14 protein-coding genes and 2 pseudogenes are annotated in these 14735 nt (G+C 58.9%); 11 read left to right on the forward strand and 5 right to left on the reverse strand.

The annotated features are described in order from the left end of the window. Positions 1–237 precede the first annotated feature (237 nt). Both ltrA and WN982_RS08530 read left to right on the forward strand, forming a co-directional pair. The gene (ltrA, locus tag WN982_RS08525; RefSeq protein WP_341315279.1) at positions 238–1938 is read left to right on the forward strand and encodes a group II intron reverse transcriptase/maturase; all 1701 of its coding nucleotides are present in this window, start codon (positions 238–240) and stop codon (positions 1936–1938) included. Positions 1939–2412: 474 nt separating this feature from the next. Further along, positions 2413–2589 (forward strand): annotated as a pseudogene (locus WN982_RS08530) (EamA/RhaT family transporter); the annotation flags it as partial. Positions 2590–2806: 217 nt separating this feature from the next. On the opposite strand, the gene WN982_RS08535 reads toward WN982_RS08530, so the two are convergent. Beyond that, a complete protein-coding gene (locus WN982_RS08535) occupies positions 2807–3373 on the reverse strand; it encodes a hypothetical protein (RefSeq protein WP_341315280.1) in 567 nt (188 codons plus the stop codon). Between the two features lie 501 nt (positions 3374–3874). Then, positions 3875–4238: pseudogene (locus WN982_RS08540) on the reverse strand (hypothetical protein); the annotation flags it as partial. 181 nt (positions 4239–4419) lie between these two features. Between WN982_RS08540 and WN982_RS08545 the strand changes: the two are divergent. The 4 genes from WN982_RS08545 to WN982_RS08560 all read left to right on the forward strand — a co-directional run bounded on the left by WN982_RS08545 (position 4420) and on the right by WN982_RS08560 (position 7823). Next, positions 4420–4890, forward strand: coding sequence for a hypothetical protein (locus tag WN982_RS08545; RefSeq protein WP_341315281.1), 471 nt, complete (start codon positions 4420–4422; stop codon positions 4888–4890). A gap of 5 nt (positions 4891–4895) precedes the next feature. Then, entirely contained in the window at positions 4896–5126 is a 231-nt protein-coding gene (locus WN982_RS08550; RefSeq protein WP_341315282.1) for a hypothetical protein, read from the forward strand. Between the two features lie 1821 nt (positions 5127–6947). Then, positions 6948–7382 carry a carboxypeptidase-like regulatory domain-containing protein gene (locus WN982_RS08555; RefSeq protein ID WP_341315283.1) on the forward strand — a complete coding sequence of 145 codons (435 nt, stop codon included), beginning with the start codon at positions 6948–6950 and terminating at the stop codon, positions 7380–7382. A gap of 294 nt (positions 7383–7676) precedes the next feature. Beyond that, complete coding sequence (locus WN982_RS08560) at positions 7677–7823, forward strand: DUF3096 domain-containing protein (protein ID WP_341315284.1); 147 nt, start codon at positions 7677–7679, stop codon at positions 7821–7823. A gap of 73 nt (positions 7824–7896) precedes the next feature. Here WN982_RS08560 and WN982_RS08565 read toward each other — a convergent pair whose 3' ends face one another. After that, positions 7897–8919, reverse strand: coding sequence for a helix-turn-helix domain-containing protein (locus tag WN982_RS08565; RefSeq protein WP_341315285.1), 1023 nt, complete (start codon positions 8917–8919; stop codon positions 7897–7899). Between the two features lie 181 nt (positions 8920–9100). Here WN982_RS08565 and WN982_RS08570 point away from each other — a divergent pair, with 181 nt between their 5' ends. The 5 genes from WN982_RS08570 (at position 9101) to WN982_RS08590 (ending at position 13675) form a co-directional block, all read left to right on the forward strand. Next, positions 9101–9472, forward strand: coding sequence for a hypothetical protein (locus WN982_RS08570; RefSeq protein ID WP_341315286.1), 372 nt, complete (start codon positions 9101–9103; stop codon positions 9470–9472). Between the two features lie 170 nt (positions 9473–9642). Then, the gene (locus WN982_RS08575; protein ID WP_341315287.1) at positions 9643–9864 is read left to right on the forward strand and encodes a hypothetical protein; all 222 of its coding nucleotides are present in this window, start codon (positions 9643–9645) and stop codon (positions 9862–9864) included. Positions 9865–10108: 244 nt separating this feature from the next. Beyond that, positions 10109–10828: a Crp/Fnr family transcriptional regulator gene (locus WN982_RS08580; RefSeq protein WP_341315288.1), complete on the forward strand. Its 720-nt coding sequence runs from the start codon at positions 10109–10111 to the stop codon at positions 10826–10828. Positions 10829–11124: 296 nt separating this feature from the next. Next, complete coding sequence (pgm, locus tag WN982_RS08585) at positions 11125–12798, forward strand: phosphoglucomutase (alpha-D-glucose-1,6-bisphosphate-dependent) (RefSeq protein ID WP_341315289.1); 1674 nt, start codon at positions 11125–11127, stop codon at positions 12796–12798. Positions 12799–13519: 721 nt separating this feature from the next. After that, positions 13520–13675: a hypothetical protein gene (locus WN982_RS08590; protein WP_341315290.1), complete on the forward strand. Its 156-nt coding sequence runs from the start codon at positions 13520–13522 to the stop codon at positions 13673–13675. 8 nt (positions 13676–13683) lie between these two features. Here WN982_RS08590 and WN982_RS08595 read toward each other — a convergent pair whose 3' ends face one another. Both WN982_RS08595 and WN982_RS08600 read right to left on the reverse strand, forming a co-directional pair. Continuing rightward, a complete protein-coding gene (locus tag WN982_RS08595; protein ID WP_341315291.1) occupies positions 13684–14031 on the reverse strand; it encodes a hypothetical protein in 348 nt (115 codons plus the stop codon). Between the two features lie 188 nt (positions 14032–14219). Continuing rightward, entirely contained in the window at positions 14220–14396 is a 177-nt protein-coding gene (locus WN982_RS08600) for a hypothetical protein (protein ID WP_341315292.1), read from the reverse strand. Between the last annotated feature and the right edge of the window lie 339 nt (positions 14397–14735).

The raw sequence follows: 14735 nt of genomic DNA on the forward strand, positions 1-14735 counted from the left end.
CTAAACCATTCATGCGAACGACGCGGAACACGGAAAACCCGTATCGCTGCCCAAGCGGGCAAGCTGACCGTGAGGAACGCTGTTGGCGGTGCGGGCATGGGAGTGCGGAAAAAGCGAAGGCTGGGCTGTAATGGTCCGGATAGGGGTTGAGACATTACCTCACGCGAAAGCGGGCAGACTTCCGCATGGTCTTTCATCACGAGACAGCTTGAATAACCTTTCAAGGAGGAAAAGCAGATGACTGTGCAGCAACTTGGCGCGGGTGCGTCCTCCGATCACGCGACACACTGGCACGGTATCGATTGGGCCGGGTGTCATCGCGAGGTCCGAAGGCTGCAGGCACGCATCGTGAAGGCCAAACAGGCTGGCAAACACAGCAAGGTGAAAGCCCTGCAATGGTTGCTGACCCACTCGTTCAGCGGCAAGGCACTCGCCGTCAAACGGGTGACTGAGAATCGTGGCAAACGGACGCCCGGTGTGGACCGCATCACGTGGTCCACACCGACGTCCAAGTTCCAGGCAGTGTCGTCACTCAAACGGCGCGGTTATCGGCCGCGCCCGCTGAGGCGGATCTATATCCCGAAGGCCAACGGGAAACAGCGGCCCTTGGGAATTCCCTGCATGATCGACAGGGCGTGGCAGGCGCTGTACTTGCTCGCTCTGGAGCCTATCGCGGAGACCACGGCAGACCCGAATTCGTATGGATTCAGGACTGCCCGGTCTACCGCAGATGCGATCGAACAGTGCTTCCGGGCACTCGCACGATCCGATAGTGCACGATGGATTCTTGAGGCTGACATCCGTAGCTGCTTCGACGAACTCTCGCATGACTGGCTGATCGCCCACATCCCCATGGACAAAGCGATACTGCAAAAGTGGTTAAAGGCTGGCTACCTTTACAACTGTGTCATTCACCCAACGGAGGCAGGTGCCCCGCAAGGCGGTATCGTTTCACCAACGTTGATGAACATGACTCTCGACGGGCTGGAGCAGACGTTGCGTACGAAGTTCTGTCCCGGTGGCCGTAATCTGTCGAAGGTCAACATCGTTCGTTATGCAGATGACTTTATCGTTACTGGTGCAACGCGTGAAGTGCTGGCAAATGAAGTTCGTCCAGTGGTCGAGCAGTTTCTGGCGGAACGTGGTCTGTCTCTGTCGCCAGAGAAGACCCGGATCACGCATATCGACGATGGGTTCGATTTCCTCGGCATAAGCGTGCGCAAGTACGCTGGCAAGCTGTTGACAAAGCCTGCCAGCGAGAACGTCCGTGCGTTTCTGCGCAGGGTTCGGGAGATCGTGAAAGGCAACAAGGCGCTGCGCCACGATGCGCTGATTCGTTTGCTCAACCCGCTGTTGCGTGGATGGGCGAATTATTTTCGGCACGTTGTCGCAAAGCAGACCTTCGCAAAGGTCAGTCATGAAATCTGGCGGTGTCTGTGGCGCTGGGCAAAGCGTCGGCATCCAAACAAAAGCGCTCGCTGGATCAAGCAGAAGTATTTCCGGGTCGTCGCCTCGCGTCACTGGGTCTTCGGCACGGAAACCGGCAAAACGCTCAGTACAGGAAAGCCGGAACTCCTGACGCTATATGACATCGCCAGCACGCCGATCCGGCGGCACCGGAAGATCAAGGCTGCCGCCAATCCGTTCGACCCGCAGTGGGACAGTTATTTCGAAGAGCGGCTCGGCTTCGCGATGCTGGATTCGCTCAAGGGCCGGATGCGGCTGATCCGGCTGTGGCTGAACCAGGAGCGGACGTGTCCGGTCTGCCGCCAGATGATCACGAAGTCCAGTGGGTGGCGTCTCTTCCATCTGGAACGCGTGATTGACGGCGGTACGGATGCGAACCGCAATTTGGTAATGCTGCATCCGGTCTGCCACGGGATTGCGAGAGGTCGTCGGGTCTCAGTGGCGAAACCGGCTCCGGCAACGGGGCTTTGAAAGGCTTGAGCGGAGTGCAGGGAAACTTGCACGCTCCGTTCTCAGGGGGCGGTGGCGCAGTAATGCGTTGCTGCTACCCGACTTCGTGTGAAATCTGGCGTCTTGATCGTTAAAGTCTATATGGATCAACAACTTGTAAATTCGCCGAAGGCTAGGAAGCTATACAGCCGCCACTCCCTACTGCAAGCAGGCCTTCACGCGACTACCGCCAGATTTTGCACGGTTCGGACGATTACCCCAAGTTCTGCGCCGACTCAGCGGGCGCGCGGATACTGAAAGCGGGACACGATACAGACTTCCTGAAATGCTCGTATGGGTTCTGACCGGTGCGCAGTCCGCACGACGCCTTGCGTGCGTTGCCCAGGAACGTCGTCACCAAGAAAATCGGCCACTTCTACGGGACCAACAATCGGGGGTACTTGGATCGCTCATACCAATGCCCTTTGGTTCATGAAGTGTGTTCGAAGAAGTCTGGCGCGCGTGAGCGGGACGGAGGCGACGCTATTTACCGCCGTCGAGCCGGTGTCGGCGGTACTTTTCGCGGTGACGGTACTCATGGACACGCTGAACGGGACGCGGGCTGGTGGCTCGCTGGTCTTGATGGGCATGCTCGTAGTCGCACTACGACGGCGCTCCACCATGTTGCGATGACGCTCGCTACGCTCTCCATCTTATGCCCCCTCGATGGTATGAACGAAGGACTACTTCGCGCAGCGCTTCAAAGTGCGATAAGGAACCGCTCGTCACGCGATTCGGGGCGCAGGACCAATTCATCAAGATCAGCATGGGACGGTACCCGCAACTGCAGGTACCTATCCCACGCTATTGAAGAAGATAACGAACGGCCGCCCTTTGAATTCGGCGTCAGTTAGTTTCCGATGAACTTGACGCACCGCTGATGAAGTGAAGTTATTTCGGACATTGTGTCCGGATTCAGAACAACTGCCTTCAGGCCCGCTTCGGTTCTCGAACCTCCGGACAAATCGATTTGGTAACCGGCTTGTACCGCGTTGCCAATAACGAAGTTGCTACCGGTTGTCGGCATAAAAACGATGGTTTTCATCACGCCGTCAGTCTGGGGGGTTGCCGCGTTCGTACCCGGGCACAGGGCTCGACTGAACTGACCACCCGCCAATTCCCCTAGCATCGTGTACCGGGTACGCCCGTTTGGATGCAGGGTATCGCGATCACAGCCGCAAAAAGTACCTTGCCCATCAAAAAATGCATATTCGAGCGTTAGAGTCAACGGTGTGGGGTTGAGAAAAACAAACTCTGTATCTTCCGTTGCAATCTGAGATGCCGGGTTTCTGACATCAGTAAATTTATCATTGAGTTTCCAATGCCCGACCAGATAGGGCCCGGAATCGGCTGCCGTTGCCAAACCTGCATAAAGTAAGGCCGTCAACAGTCCAATCACAGCAGAGCGCTTGTTCATTTTCAGCCTCCGTCTCAGATAAAGTCAGACCCTCGGTCTCTTGGCAGAACCGAAGGCGCCAGGGTTTGTCTGATCCATACGCTCGACTTGCAGAGAATCAGGATCCATTCACCCACGAGAGTGACCGCCAACGACAAAGTGGAGCACGCAACGTCACTGTCCGCACGCAGGGTGATAATGTCCTGCACACAACGACCCACCACGTAACCGTCTGGCGACAGTCTCTGTTTCAAATGATAGGTCGCGACCGCTAGCCGCTTCAAACCGATCGTGGCCGGGTAATACCCGGAGAATCGTCAGGGTGCCGTCGTGCGGTGCGCAGACCGTTCAGGTTCGAAAGATCGCGTCCATGGAAATTGGAGGCAGGCTCAGGGGTGTCAACTGGTCAAGTCCGGTCAGATGTGCACGCCGATCGATGTCCCTTCACGGTTTTCGGCACCAATCGCATGACGCCGACGCCTGTTGTTGCGGGCCGCTGTTCGAACGGGCCCGCCAAACGATTTACGGCGCCACGACAAGCGCCGTGCATTCCCGCTTCATAGTGTCCGGGCCGGGCGCGAGCTTGAATGTCGCGCGCTTGCTCTTGCCCGGCGCGATGTCTTCGATTTCCCCGATCTTTCTCAGCTTGTGCTCCAGCACCCGCCCTTTGCTGACGGGCAGCGCACCATCGGCGAGATCCGTCCTCAGCACGACGAGTTCGTGCTCCATGTTGTTGTCCGCGGATGCCCCCCTGTCGTCGATCTCGAACAAGGCCACCGCTTCGCGCGAACCATTCGCTTGCCGCCGTCGACTGCGCCGCCGCCGAAGCTTCCTCCACCAGCGCGGCATTCTGCTGCGTCACCTGGTCCATCTGGCTGGCTGCAATCAATTTCGCTTGCGCTCACCGGAATATTTTCCGCACTCAGCCGTTTATTGCGCACGTGCGGTCCCCTGCTTGTTGGCTTGTTGGCTTGTTGCGCGTCTTGCGGCCGGGCCGCCGTGAACGCTGTTGCTTCCCGCGGCGCCGGCCATTGCCGCACGAGTCAGCGAGGCGCTGCCCACGCGAGGTGCCACCCCCAACGTCGCGTCCCGCACGTGGCACACATGGCGGCCTGTGGCGCCGGCTGCTGCTCGCGCTGTGCGGCACGGTCGTCGCGCTCGGCGCAACACACGCTGCGTACGCCGAGGATCGCACGCCGCTGCTGCCGCCGCCCGTCGTCACGTCGACCACCATACCGGCGAACGGCGACCTGAATCCGTATGGCATTGTCTTCGTGCCGGACGGCTTTTCTTCCTTCGGCAAGATCGCGCCGGGCGACCTGCTGGTTTCGAACTTCAACAACGCGCAGAACATGCAGGGCACCGGCACCACGATCGTCAAGATCGTGCCGGGCGCGAAGCAGGCCGAGACATTCTCCCAGCTCCACGCTACGCCCCAGTCCCCCATCGGCCTGACCATTGCGCTTGGCGTGCTGCGCGGCGGCTTCGTGCTGGTCAGCAACACGGCACGTTCAACACGATCCAGCCCGGCTCGCTGATCGTCGTGAACCGCAACGGCGTGCCGGTCGGGGAATTCAAGGGCACCCCGACGATCAACGGACCGTGGGGCCTGACGATTTTCGATCAGGTCGATCACGCAAAAGTGTTCGTCTCGAACGTGCTGGGCCGAAACGTTGTGCGGCTCGACGTGACCGTTGTTGAAGCCCTTCAAAACCGGGAGTGGATGAAAAATGGGGGAGGGGCGTTCACTGTTGAGCGAACTCAGGCGATCTAAAGTGAGGGAGCCGCTTGGCGAAACAGGTCTCAAGTCGCCCATCGAGTAGCTCTACCCGCGTTTGCAGAAGGTAGTGAGCGCCCTTCATCGACCAACGCATTTGTTGACGTTTCGTGAGTCGTCGGTTTATCAAATGATTCATGACCGATTCGGCCGAGGCAGACGATACCCGACGGCCGGCCATGCGAGCCCGTTGATAGTCGATAAGGTCATAGCGATTGTTCACGAGGAAAGTCAACATTCGAGCGGCTCCGCTACACGCAGTACCTGCGCAAAGATCATAGAACTTCGGCATAGATCCGATTTCAAGATCCAGCGAAGCGATGAGCGTGCGTAGGATCTCGATTGCCACGTCGCCCCGCCCACGCCATAGCTTGTCGCGCACGCGATTTAATAGTCGCTCGCATCACTGCATCACCATGGGTCGCTGGAGCAGAGGAAATGTGTACGCGCAGAGCGCCGACCGCACAGCGTAAAGTTTCATGCCGATGTGGAACCAGTCGAGAATCCGCGGTGCGACGCAAGGCGCCACTGACGTTACTAGCGATCGCATACCTCGGGCACCGTCTGTGACCACGTCAACCATTGTGGACCGAACCCAACCACACTGGTCGAGTGCGGCAGCGACCAGCACGCGTGTCAGGCTAGGGCGCTGGAGTGCGCACGCGAATCGTCGAGCCGCTATGCCGTCACATTCGACACGGCCCGCTATAACTTCAAACTTGCACACATTCTCCTGCGGAACCGCGGTGATCACGGTGCCGTCAATTGCGAGACGCAAATGCCTGGCGCCTTCAAGGAGTTGGGTTCCCGCGAACCATCCGACGTGGAACTGGTCGTTTTCAATGTGCTCACCGCAGTCGAGCGTCTCTTTGCGAACAGTGGCGTGAGACAGGGTGTGCAACCCGGCGAGGTCGGCGACGTTGCGCGCAGCAAGCGGCCCCTTGCTGCGCGCACAGGTACGCAAGCTCCGGCGTACGTCGTCCCGGTAGCAAGGTTTCTATCGGACACTCGGAGAATCGCAAATCCGCCGGCTCATCGTTCTCGTCCAGCGGTTCAGGGGGGCACAAGCAGGATATCACTCGGGGCACTTGAACTCTGACGTTGCCCAACGTAGTTGCAAAGACGCGAGGGCGCCAGTCTTTTATGCGGCGGTATCGCCCGCAATGCCTGCAGCGTCGACGCTGAGCGTCGTAGGCACGGATCTGGTCTTGGGCCACCGCATGTTGAAGGCTGGACAGCAGACTTTTTCCCTCGGACTTCGACAATCCAAAGTCAGCCAGGGTGGCTCCTTCGAGCGGGCGCTGGAACCTAGCTAATGGCACTTTCTCATCGGGACCGTCCCGCTGCAGGTAAATCGTCCAATGCATATCCATTTGTCACATCGGCTCACGGGTGTCAGCGGTAGATTAGTGCAAAGTGGCGTGCTCCCCCAGTTTTTGTCCGCTCCCACTCGCCACGCAGATTCGAGTACGGCACCGTACTGACTGCTATCACGATTGCGCGCAGCCTGTTTCTTAGGGTGACCACTCTCCCATTCTGAGCTGTTCGGCACGAGCGGCGGGCACAGCGATCATCCTCAATTCCCTGCAACGATTGCTGCTGCCTGCAAGGTGGGGCAACTGCCAGGACGATGAACGGGTTCTCGCAAATGTGACGTATCGACGCGATCCAGGCAAGGGACATCACCGCATGCTCGACGGGCTTTAAGCAGAACATGACGTGCATCCTCGGCACGACACTTCGACGGTTCAGATATTCGTGCTTGCGGAACAGGCAACAGGTCCGCCTATGGGCTTGATGCATTGAATGGAGTTCGAAATGAAAAAACGTGAGGTCTTGCTCTTGCAGTTAATTGTGGTTCTGGGCGCCACACTCAGTGGGGAGATAGCGGTTGCGGCTGACGGGAGTCTTCCGCCGACGCAGCGTGCGGGGGAGGTGACATATTTGTCGGGAGGTATCGGGATAGATCAGTCGCGGGCCATCAAAGATGTTATGCGCGACTACTCTCTGGTGCTCACGTTCGTTGGTACGACGCGAAACGGGAATGAATATCTGTCCGACGTGCCGGTTACCATTACGGATGTGAACGGGAACACAGTTTTGGACACGTCGTCGGACGGCCCGTTTATGCTGGCGTCTCTTCCCAAAGGGCGTTATACGATCACCGCCAGCTACAAGGGAAAAACAGAACAACGCACGGTGAATATTTCGACTTCCCAGCACGCGCGCCAAGTGTTCACCTGGGTCATGTAAGTGTTGCGGCTCGGCTGGGATAGTGGAATGGGGCGTCGCGAATTCCCTGCGCTCTCGACGGTAGCGTCCGTTAGCTGATGCGCTATCTAGCGGCCAACCGGACACTTCCCGTATGAGTTGCAGGGATCTAACGCGTGACGCTGCCGCGAGGCGCGTTCCTGTCAACCAGCAATGGAGTGACGGCCGGCGCAACGCTCGATGGTACGAAGGTCAACCGCCTCAAGTCTCTGTGACGCAGGCAGATACGCGGAACTTGCGTACGACTCATTCCGGGTTCGATTCAGGAGGAACATCATGCCCATGCTCACAAACGCCGGCCCGCTGGTTTCACTGATTGCCGGCATTCTGATTCTTGTTGTCCCACGTCTGTTGAACTACATCGTCGCGATCTACCTGATTGTTATTGGATTGCTGGGGCTTTTCGGGAGCCATATTCACTGATGCGACGTCCGGCGGTGTCGACGAGGAAGCTCAGCAGCACAGCGTACGGTGACGCCTAATCCGGCTGGATCATTCACGACTCGCCCAGAAGCCTGTCACTCTCGCGTTTGACCACCTTGTAGCACTCGCAAACCTGCACTTCCAGGGCGCGACGGTTCAAGACCTCGATCAGCCCCCGGGTGTAACGGATGACCCCGTCATCCTGCAGTTTTCTCGCCGTCTCCGTCACGCCTGCTCTGCGCACGCCCAACATGTTCGCAATCAGTTCCTGCGTCATGTGCACATCATTCGACTCCAGGCGATCGAGGCTTAGGAGCAGCCAGCGGCAGAACTGCTGGGCTATCGAATGATGCCGGTTGCAAACGGCGGTTTGTGCCATCTGTGTAATCAGCGCCTGCGTGTATCGCAGGAAAAGGCGCTGTATGGCGCCGCCGCGAGCGAACTCATCCTTCACGATCTGGCCGCTCAGACGAAACGCCTCGCCGGCGCTCTGCACAATCGCGCGGTTCGGCATGGTCTCGCCGCCCATAAAGAGCGCGACACCCAGCAGTCCGTCTCGACCCACCACGGCAATCTCCGCGGACGCACCGTTTTCCATGACATACAGCATGGAGATGATGGCGGTGGTCGGAAGATAGACATGGCTGAGATGGTCGCCTGATTCATAAACCACCTGGCCCAGCGGCATGGTCACCAGCGAGAGGTGGGGTTCGATACGGCCGCGCTCGTCGGGCGGCAATGCGGCCAGCAGACGATTCAGGTTCGCAGGGGAGCCGGTCGTTTCGCGGGCGTCCTCGCGCTCCTTTTCGAGCGCGTGATCTCGCCCGTTGACTCTCGCAATGAGGTGTTCATGAAGCCCGATCTGCTCTTCGCGATTTTTCTCGGGCAAGAGACTCAGTATCGCTGAGCGCAGCGTGTCGTGGCCCAGCGCATCCAGGATCTTGATTTTGGTCAGGGTCCCGAGGTCGCTCTTGCCGGTCCGCCACGCTGAGATTTGCGAGCGCGTGAGCCCCAAACCCTCGGCCAGTTGCGCATCGCTGCCGAACTGGCCTCGGCGTTTCAGCTCATCGAACAACTCATACCAATCGAACTGCATCGTGTGATAGCCGAAATGATGTCAAATTTATTTGACATGGATTGGCCGCCGTGAAATACTCGCCGTTGGGCCAATGTGTCAAATTTGTTCGACATTTATAGCATACGCACCCTCTTGTCGTGATGCTGGGTTCACGCCTCTGGCATTCATGCCGCGCTCGTGCATTCCATGGGATAGCCGCATGAGCGATTCACCTTCGTATCTCCGTCTCCCTTCCGCGCTCTCCAAGAGGCCGCTGGCCGTCATTTCCCCATCGCTCGACGACGATCAGTTTGCCGCCCATCAGGTTGAATTCATCAAGCACGTGTTCGGTTACTGTGCCTACCTGCGAGAACGCTCCCGCGAAACACCCATGTCCGACGCGTTTCTGTCGGTCTTCGTGAACCTCTTTGACGCGATGGACGCGAATGCGCCGGACGATGCACGCCGGTGCGCCGGACAGTTGCTGAAGATTTTCCGGGTGGTCATTCCTGAGTTCGACCTTGAGCTGCGGACGCAATTGGCACCTCATTTGCCGCCCGACATCGAAACGCAAGTGCTGGAAAAATCCTGAAAGTCAGCCGCAAGTGATTCACATGAATCGGCTCGTGCAATTGAGACCGCTTGAGCGATCAAGCAGGGCGATCTTCGATCAAAGTGAAGTACGGTACCGGGCAGAGCGCACACCCCTTCGTCAGATAGACTTCCTGCGGTGACGTATGGGGCCGCCGAACGGGAGATGCCATGATCTGCACGGACATTGAAGGCGACTTGCGTGACCTCGAAAGGCTTATTTCGCGCGTCGTTCCGGACAAGGCGGCACCGTTGGCTCGTTGGCGCGAACGGCTGCAAGTTCTGTTGGAGCGCGACGGTCTCATCCCATTGGAGCGCCAGCAGCTGACCGTAATCATCGAGCGAATCATCGAACTCCAGCGTGAAACGGGAGCGCGGCGCTACAACGCCTGAACCGATTACCCTATGTCAAGGCTTTGCTACGTTTGGCTCTCGCGCGTGACAGCAGGTCCAAATGTACCGCTATGCGTGTGCCACCTATAATTCCAATGTGGGGTGGAGCCTACTGCGGGCCACCGTGCGTGGTGATGCAATAAGTCGTTCGGAACGGTCATACAACTGCGCCTGACACCACATCTTGTTAGTCGCAATCTTACGAATACGACGCCGCTTCTTTCAGGATATCGGGGAGTGTCTCATGTTGGACACCAATCAACCGCATGACAACCACCTGCTTGCGGTCTTGCCTGAAGCAGAGTGGGCGCGCATCGGACCACATCTGGTACAAGTGGAGATGCCGCTGGGACAGGTCGTCTACGAATCGGGCGACCGCCTTGAGCATGTCTATTTCCCGTCCACCGCAATCGTTTCGCTGCTGTATGTGATGGAAGACGGCGCGTCAGGCGAGATTGCGATCGTCGGAAATGAGGGAGTGATCGGCATTGCCCTCTTCATGGGGGGCGAAACCACGCCAAGCCGGGCGGTCGTTCAGAGCGCGGGGAAGGCGTACCGGCTGGAGGCTCGCATCCTGAAGGAGGAGTTCCATCGCGCCGGCCCAATGCAACGGCTGCTGTTGCGTTATACCCAGGCGCTGATCACGCAGATGGCGCAGACTGCGGTGTGCAACCGGCATCATTCGATCGATAAGCAGTTGTGCCGCTGGTTGCTGCTGAGCATCGACCGCCTGCCGTCCAACGAACTGAAGATGACCCAGGAACTGATTGCCAACATGCTTGGCGTGCGCCGCCCCGGCGTCACCGAAGCGGCGATGAAGTTGCAGGATGCAGGCCTGATCCGCTACAGCTATGGTCACATCGAAGTGCTGGATCGACCGGGACTCGAAAAGCGCGTGTGCGAATGCTATGGCGTGGTGAAGCGGGAATTCGACCGCCTGTTGCCCGACCTGAGAGCGCTATAGGTAACGCGTCATTTGCGCGGCAGCGCCGCCCAACCTTGCTCAATGCGGCTGTCGATGCGGACGTCAACGGCGCGCTGCACGCGACGACCTGACGGACTGTCGATCTTCAACGCGAGAATTGGGTTGATGCCGATCGGCCGTCGTTACGCATACATTCTGCTCAACTAAAGATCGATCTTTGCCTGATACCGTACAGACACATGCCTGTCGCGGGAGAGAAGGTTGACCTGATAAATATAGACGAAGGCGAACCCGGGTGTCGCCATGATGAGGCCCGACTACCATTGGAGACCGCGATGAACATCAGTCCTCTCGCTGGCAAGCCGGCACCCCTTGCGATGCTGGTCAACGTCCCCCGGCTTGTCACGTCGTACTACACCGAAAGACCTGACCCCGCGATCCCCGCGCAGCGGGTCGCGTTCGGCACATCCGGGCATCGCGGCTCGGCGTTCGCGCGCAGCTTCAATGAGTGGCATGTGCTCGCCATCACGCAGGCGATCTGCCGTTATCGGCGGCAGCAGGGTATCGACGGCCCGCTGTTTATCGGCATCGATACGCATGCATTGTCTGAACCGGCTTACGCGAGTGCGCTGGAGGTGTTGGCCGCCAATGGCGTTGAGCTCATGATTGCGCAAAACAGCGAATACACGCCCACGCCGGCGGTGTCGCACGCCATCGTCGCGTACAACCGCGGCCGCACCGCGGGACTGGCGGACGGCATCGTGGTGACGCCGTCGCACAATCCACCGGAAAGCGGCGGTTTCAAATACAACCCGCCGAGTGGCGGCCCGGCCGACGAGGCCGTGACCGGCTGGATCGAAGCGTCAGCGAACGGATTTCTCGAAAGCAAGCTTGATGGCGTGCTGCGTATGCGTTTATCGAAGGCGCTGCGCGCCACGACGACGCATCGGCATGACTTCCTCAACGCTTACGTGGGCGATCTCGTCAGCGTCATCGATATGGATGTGGTGCGTGGCGCGCCGATCCTCCTGGGAGTCGACCCGCTTGGTGGCGCGGGTGTGCACTACTGGGGGCCGATTGCCGAGCGCTATGGCCTGAATCTGAGCGTGATCAACGACGACGTCGATCCAACCTTCCGCTTCATGGGCGTCGATTGGGATGGGCAGATTCGTATGGATCCGTCGTCGCCGTATGCGATGCAAACGCTGATCGACCAGAAGGATCGCTTTGACGTGGCTTTTGCGTGCGACACCGATCACGATCGCCATGGCGTCGTCACCCGGCACGCCGGGCTGCTGCCGCCGAATCACTATCTCACGGTCCTCATCGATTATCTGTATTCTCATCGCCCGCAGTGGCGCGCCCATGCGGCGGTGGGCAAGACCGTTGTCAGCAGCCAGATGATCGATCGCGTGAGCGAGAAGCTCGGTCGTGCGCTTTACGAAGTGCCGGTTGGATTCAAATGGTTTGTCGACGGGTTGCTCGACGGCTCGCTTGGCTTCTGCGGGGAGGAGAGTGCGGGCGCCAGCTGTCTGCGGCTCGACGGCACGGCGTGGACGACCGACAAGGATGGCATCGTACCCGCGTTGCTGTCGGCCGAGATCACGATACGCGCCGGGCGGGACCCCGCTGAAATCTACCGCGATCTGACCCAGAGGATGGGCGACCCGGTTGAACGTCGCGTGCAAGCTGCGGCCACAGCGCAGCAGCGTGCGCTGCTGGGGCGGCTTTCACCTGCGCAGTTTCCTCACACCGAACTGGCCGGCGAAAGGATCGAGCAGGTGCTCGACCGAGCGCCAGGTAATCACGCCGCGATTGGCGGCATCAAGGTAATCACGAAGAACGGCTGGTTCGCCGCGCGTCCGTCAGGAACTGAAGACATCTATAAGATCTACGCGGAGAGCTTCCTGGGTGAAGATCACCTGACTCGCATCGTTGAAGAGGCTCAGGCGATGGTCGATAGCGCGCTTGCGGACCACGCGACAACCCATGACGGCGCTCAGCCATAAGGGAAGAAGCGCAAGAAGCTCGAATGGCGCGCCGGGCGTTGATCGATGATGCTTTGACGCTACATCAGAGCGGCGGCAGACGCGGCACTCCAGCGCGCCCATTGCCAGGATTTGAACCCGTCTTTGTTCTCCAGCGGCGATTTCTGGCTAAGCGCCAGCCACGAAAGTCCTTCAGCGTACAGACACGCGGCCCGATTGTGGGGCAGTGTAATTGGATGGCGCTGATGTCCGGTGTCTCGCTGCATTGCTACGGGCGCAGTCTTGCGCGTGAGCAGGGGAGCTGGGTCAGCCGGACAACGTGCGCTGAACAGACTGCGCGAAGCGATACCGCTCGTGGTCGTAGACGTGACGCCGGGACCAGCGAGATTGCACAGGATACCGTGACTATTTCGCCCACGCGCTGACTGGAAGATGTTGAACCGTAATTCATGTGATAGCAGAAGGCTCTATGCCATTCCTACCTGATTCAAATAATCCCACCCGGGATCGACGCACGGAATATGGCCTGGCGGATGAGGCGCGGGCGGAGAAGCGCAAACAGGATGCAACTCTCATCGATCCGGCAGCGAGCAAGTGGCGCTATCGGCCTGCCCCGCGCGCAGCGAAAACTCCGGAGTGAAGTGCTGGCAAACGGATCCTTTCCACTGGCATCACGCTGTCGCAATACGCGCTTATTCTTTGTCGCGACGGTATGAACTGGGCACCGTCTGAAGGACACGCTATGACGTACGCAATGTGGGGAATCGCAATCGGGATGGCACTGATGTTTGGCGTCTCGCTGTATCGGTATAGCCAGCCGCCCGCGCGCGAGCCGCATGCTCGCCGGGCGGCCACGCAGAGAGAGTGGGACAGGTTGCGCGAGCGCTACGGTCCGTAGTCTCGGACTCAAGCGTCTGTAAATGGATTGCCCTGCCTGGCAGATAGCGTTTGCGGCTTTGTGACCAGATGGTTCGACAACCAATACGTCGCTTTGCTCAACCCAAGCGCGTGAAAGTCCTGGCCAAGTTCACAGACAAATATCCGATCGTCCGATGCGGTTGCCTGTGAAAATGACTTCGCTAGCTGGCCGGCATCGCGGTTGGTGTTGAGAACCAGGAAGACGCCCATTCGGTGAAGATGCAAGAACTCATATTCCCCGCCTGAGACCTGTGCTGCGATGTCCTTGATTTTGGCATGCTGCTCAGTCGGTTCGCCAATGAAGATGCTGACGAGATACGTCGCTTTCTTGATCATGTGCGCACCTCATGTAGTCATTGAAAAGGTTGAGTGTAGTGAAAGGGGCGCAACGAAAGGCGCGTCCTGAAGCTACGGACGCTCCGATCCGCGCTCCTTTCTCATTCCATGCGGGCATCCGAGGCGGCAGGGGGCGCGCCAGGCTTCACGACAATTTGCGATGAGATCGGGGACGCCATGTGGCATGCCTAGTAATGGTCGTGAGCCTCGTGGTAGTCGCTGCCCCCGTGGTATTCACCGCCGCCTTGGTATTCGCCGCTGCCGTGGTGATAGTCGCCGCCGCTGACCGGGACGAGGATGCACGCGCTCAGGCCGGCAATCAGAGACGGCGCGATCAGCATCCATACACGTGTTTGGTTTTTCATCTCCATTCCCCTTCCTTTTGTGTCTTGTCAGCGCTGGACGTCGCTGTAGCGCGCTGAGCGACAACTCCATGCGGATTCAGCGATTCGCCGACGGCAAATCGCGCCAGAACAAGTGCGGCGGGAGCATGCGTTGATTGGGCTCATGGCCATTACACCGCCGTCAAGATGTCGGCTGTTGTGGCAGGCAGGCGAAGATGACCGCTCTGGGTGTGACCGTATCGGACACGTTGAAACACAAGTGTCACGACGCGTGTAGATAGAGTGCTCGCACCCTGGGTTGAAGTCGGTACGGTTCCGTACCCGGTGGTGTCCTAACGGTCTGGTGGCGTTCGCGCAGCG

Origin of the sequence: Paraburkholderia sp. IMGN_8 (assembly GCF_038050405.1) — a bacterium.
GTDB lineage: Bacteria > Pseudomonadota > Gammaproteobacteria > Burkholderiales > Burkholderiaceae > Paraburkholderia.

Bases quoted from the DNA above. Each gene is read 5' to 3' on its own strand.
- WN982_RS08565 (WP_341315285.1), bottom strand. From the start codon at position 8,919: ATGCAGTTCGATTGGTATGAGTTGTTCGATGAGCTGAAACGCCGAGGC.
- WN982_RS08570 (WP_341315286.1), top strand. From the start codon at position 9,101: ATGAGCGATTCACCTTCGTATCTCCGTCTCCCTTCCGCGCTCTCCAAG.
- WN982_RS08600 (WP_341315292.1), bottom strand. From the start codon at position 14,396: ATGAAAAACCAAACACGTGTATGGATGCTGATCGCGCCGTCTCTGATT.
- WN982_RS08575 (WP_341315287.1), top strand. From the start codon at position 9,643: ATGATCTGCACGGACATTGAAGGCGACTTGCGTGACCTCGAAAGGCTT.
- WN982_RS08595 (WP_341315291.1), bottom strand. From the start codon at position 14,031: ATGATCAAGAAAGCGACGTATCTCGTCAGCATCTTCATTGGCGAACCG.
- pgm (WP_341315289.1), top strand. From the start codon at position 11,125: ATGAACATCAGTCCTCTCGCTGGCAAGCCGGCACCCCTTGCGATGCTG.
- WN982_RS08580 (WP_341315288.1), top strand. From the start codon at position 10,109: ATGTTGGACACCAATCAACCGCATGACAACCACCTGCTTGCGGTCTTG.
- WN982_RS08590 (WP_341315290.1), top strand. From the start codon at position 13,520: ATGACGTACGCAATGTGGGGAATCGCAATCGGGATGGCACTGATGTTT.
- WN982_RS08560 (WP_341315284.1), top strand. From the start codon at position 7,677: ATGCCCATGCTCACAAACGCCGGCCCGCTGGTTTCACTGATTGCCGGC.
- WN982_RS08535 (WP_341315280.1), bottom strand. From the start codon at position 3,373: ATGAACAAGCGCTCTGCTGTGATTGGACTGTTGACGGCCTTACTTTAT.
- ltrA (WP_341315279.1), top strand. From the start codon at position 238: ATGACTGTGCAGCAACTTGGCGCGGGTGCGTCCTCCGATCACGCGACA.
- WN982_RS08555 (WP_341315283.1), top strand. From the start codon at position 6,948: ATGAAAAAACGTGAGGTCTTGCTCTTGCAGTTAATTGTGGTTCTGGGC.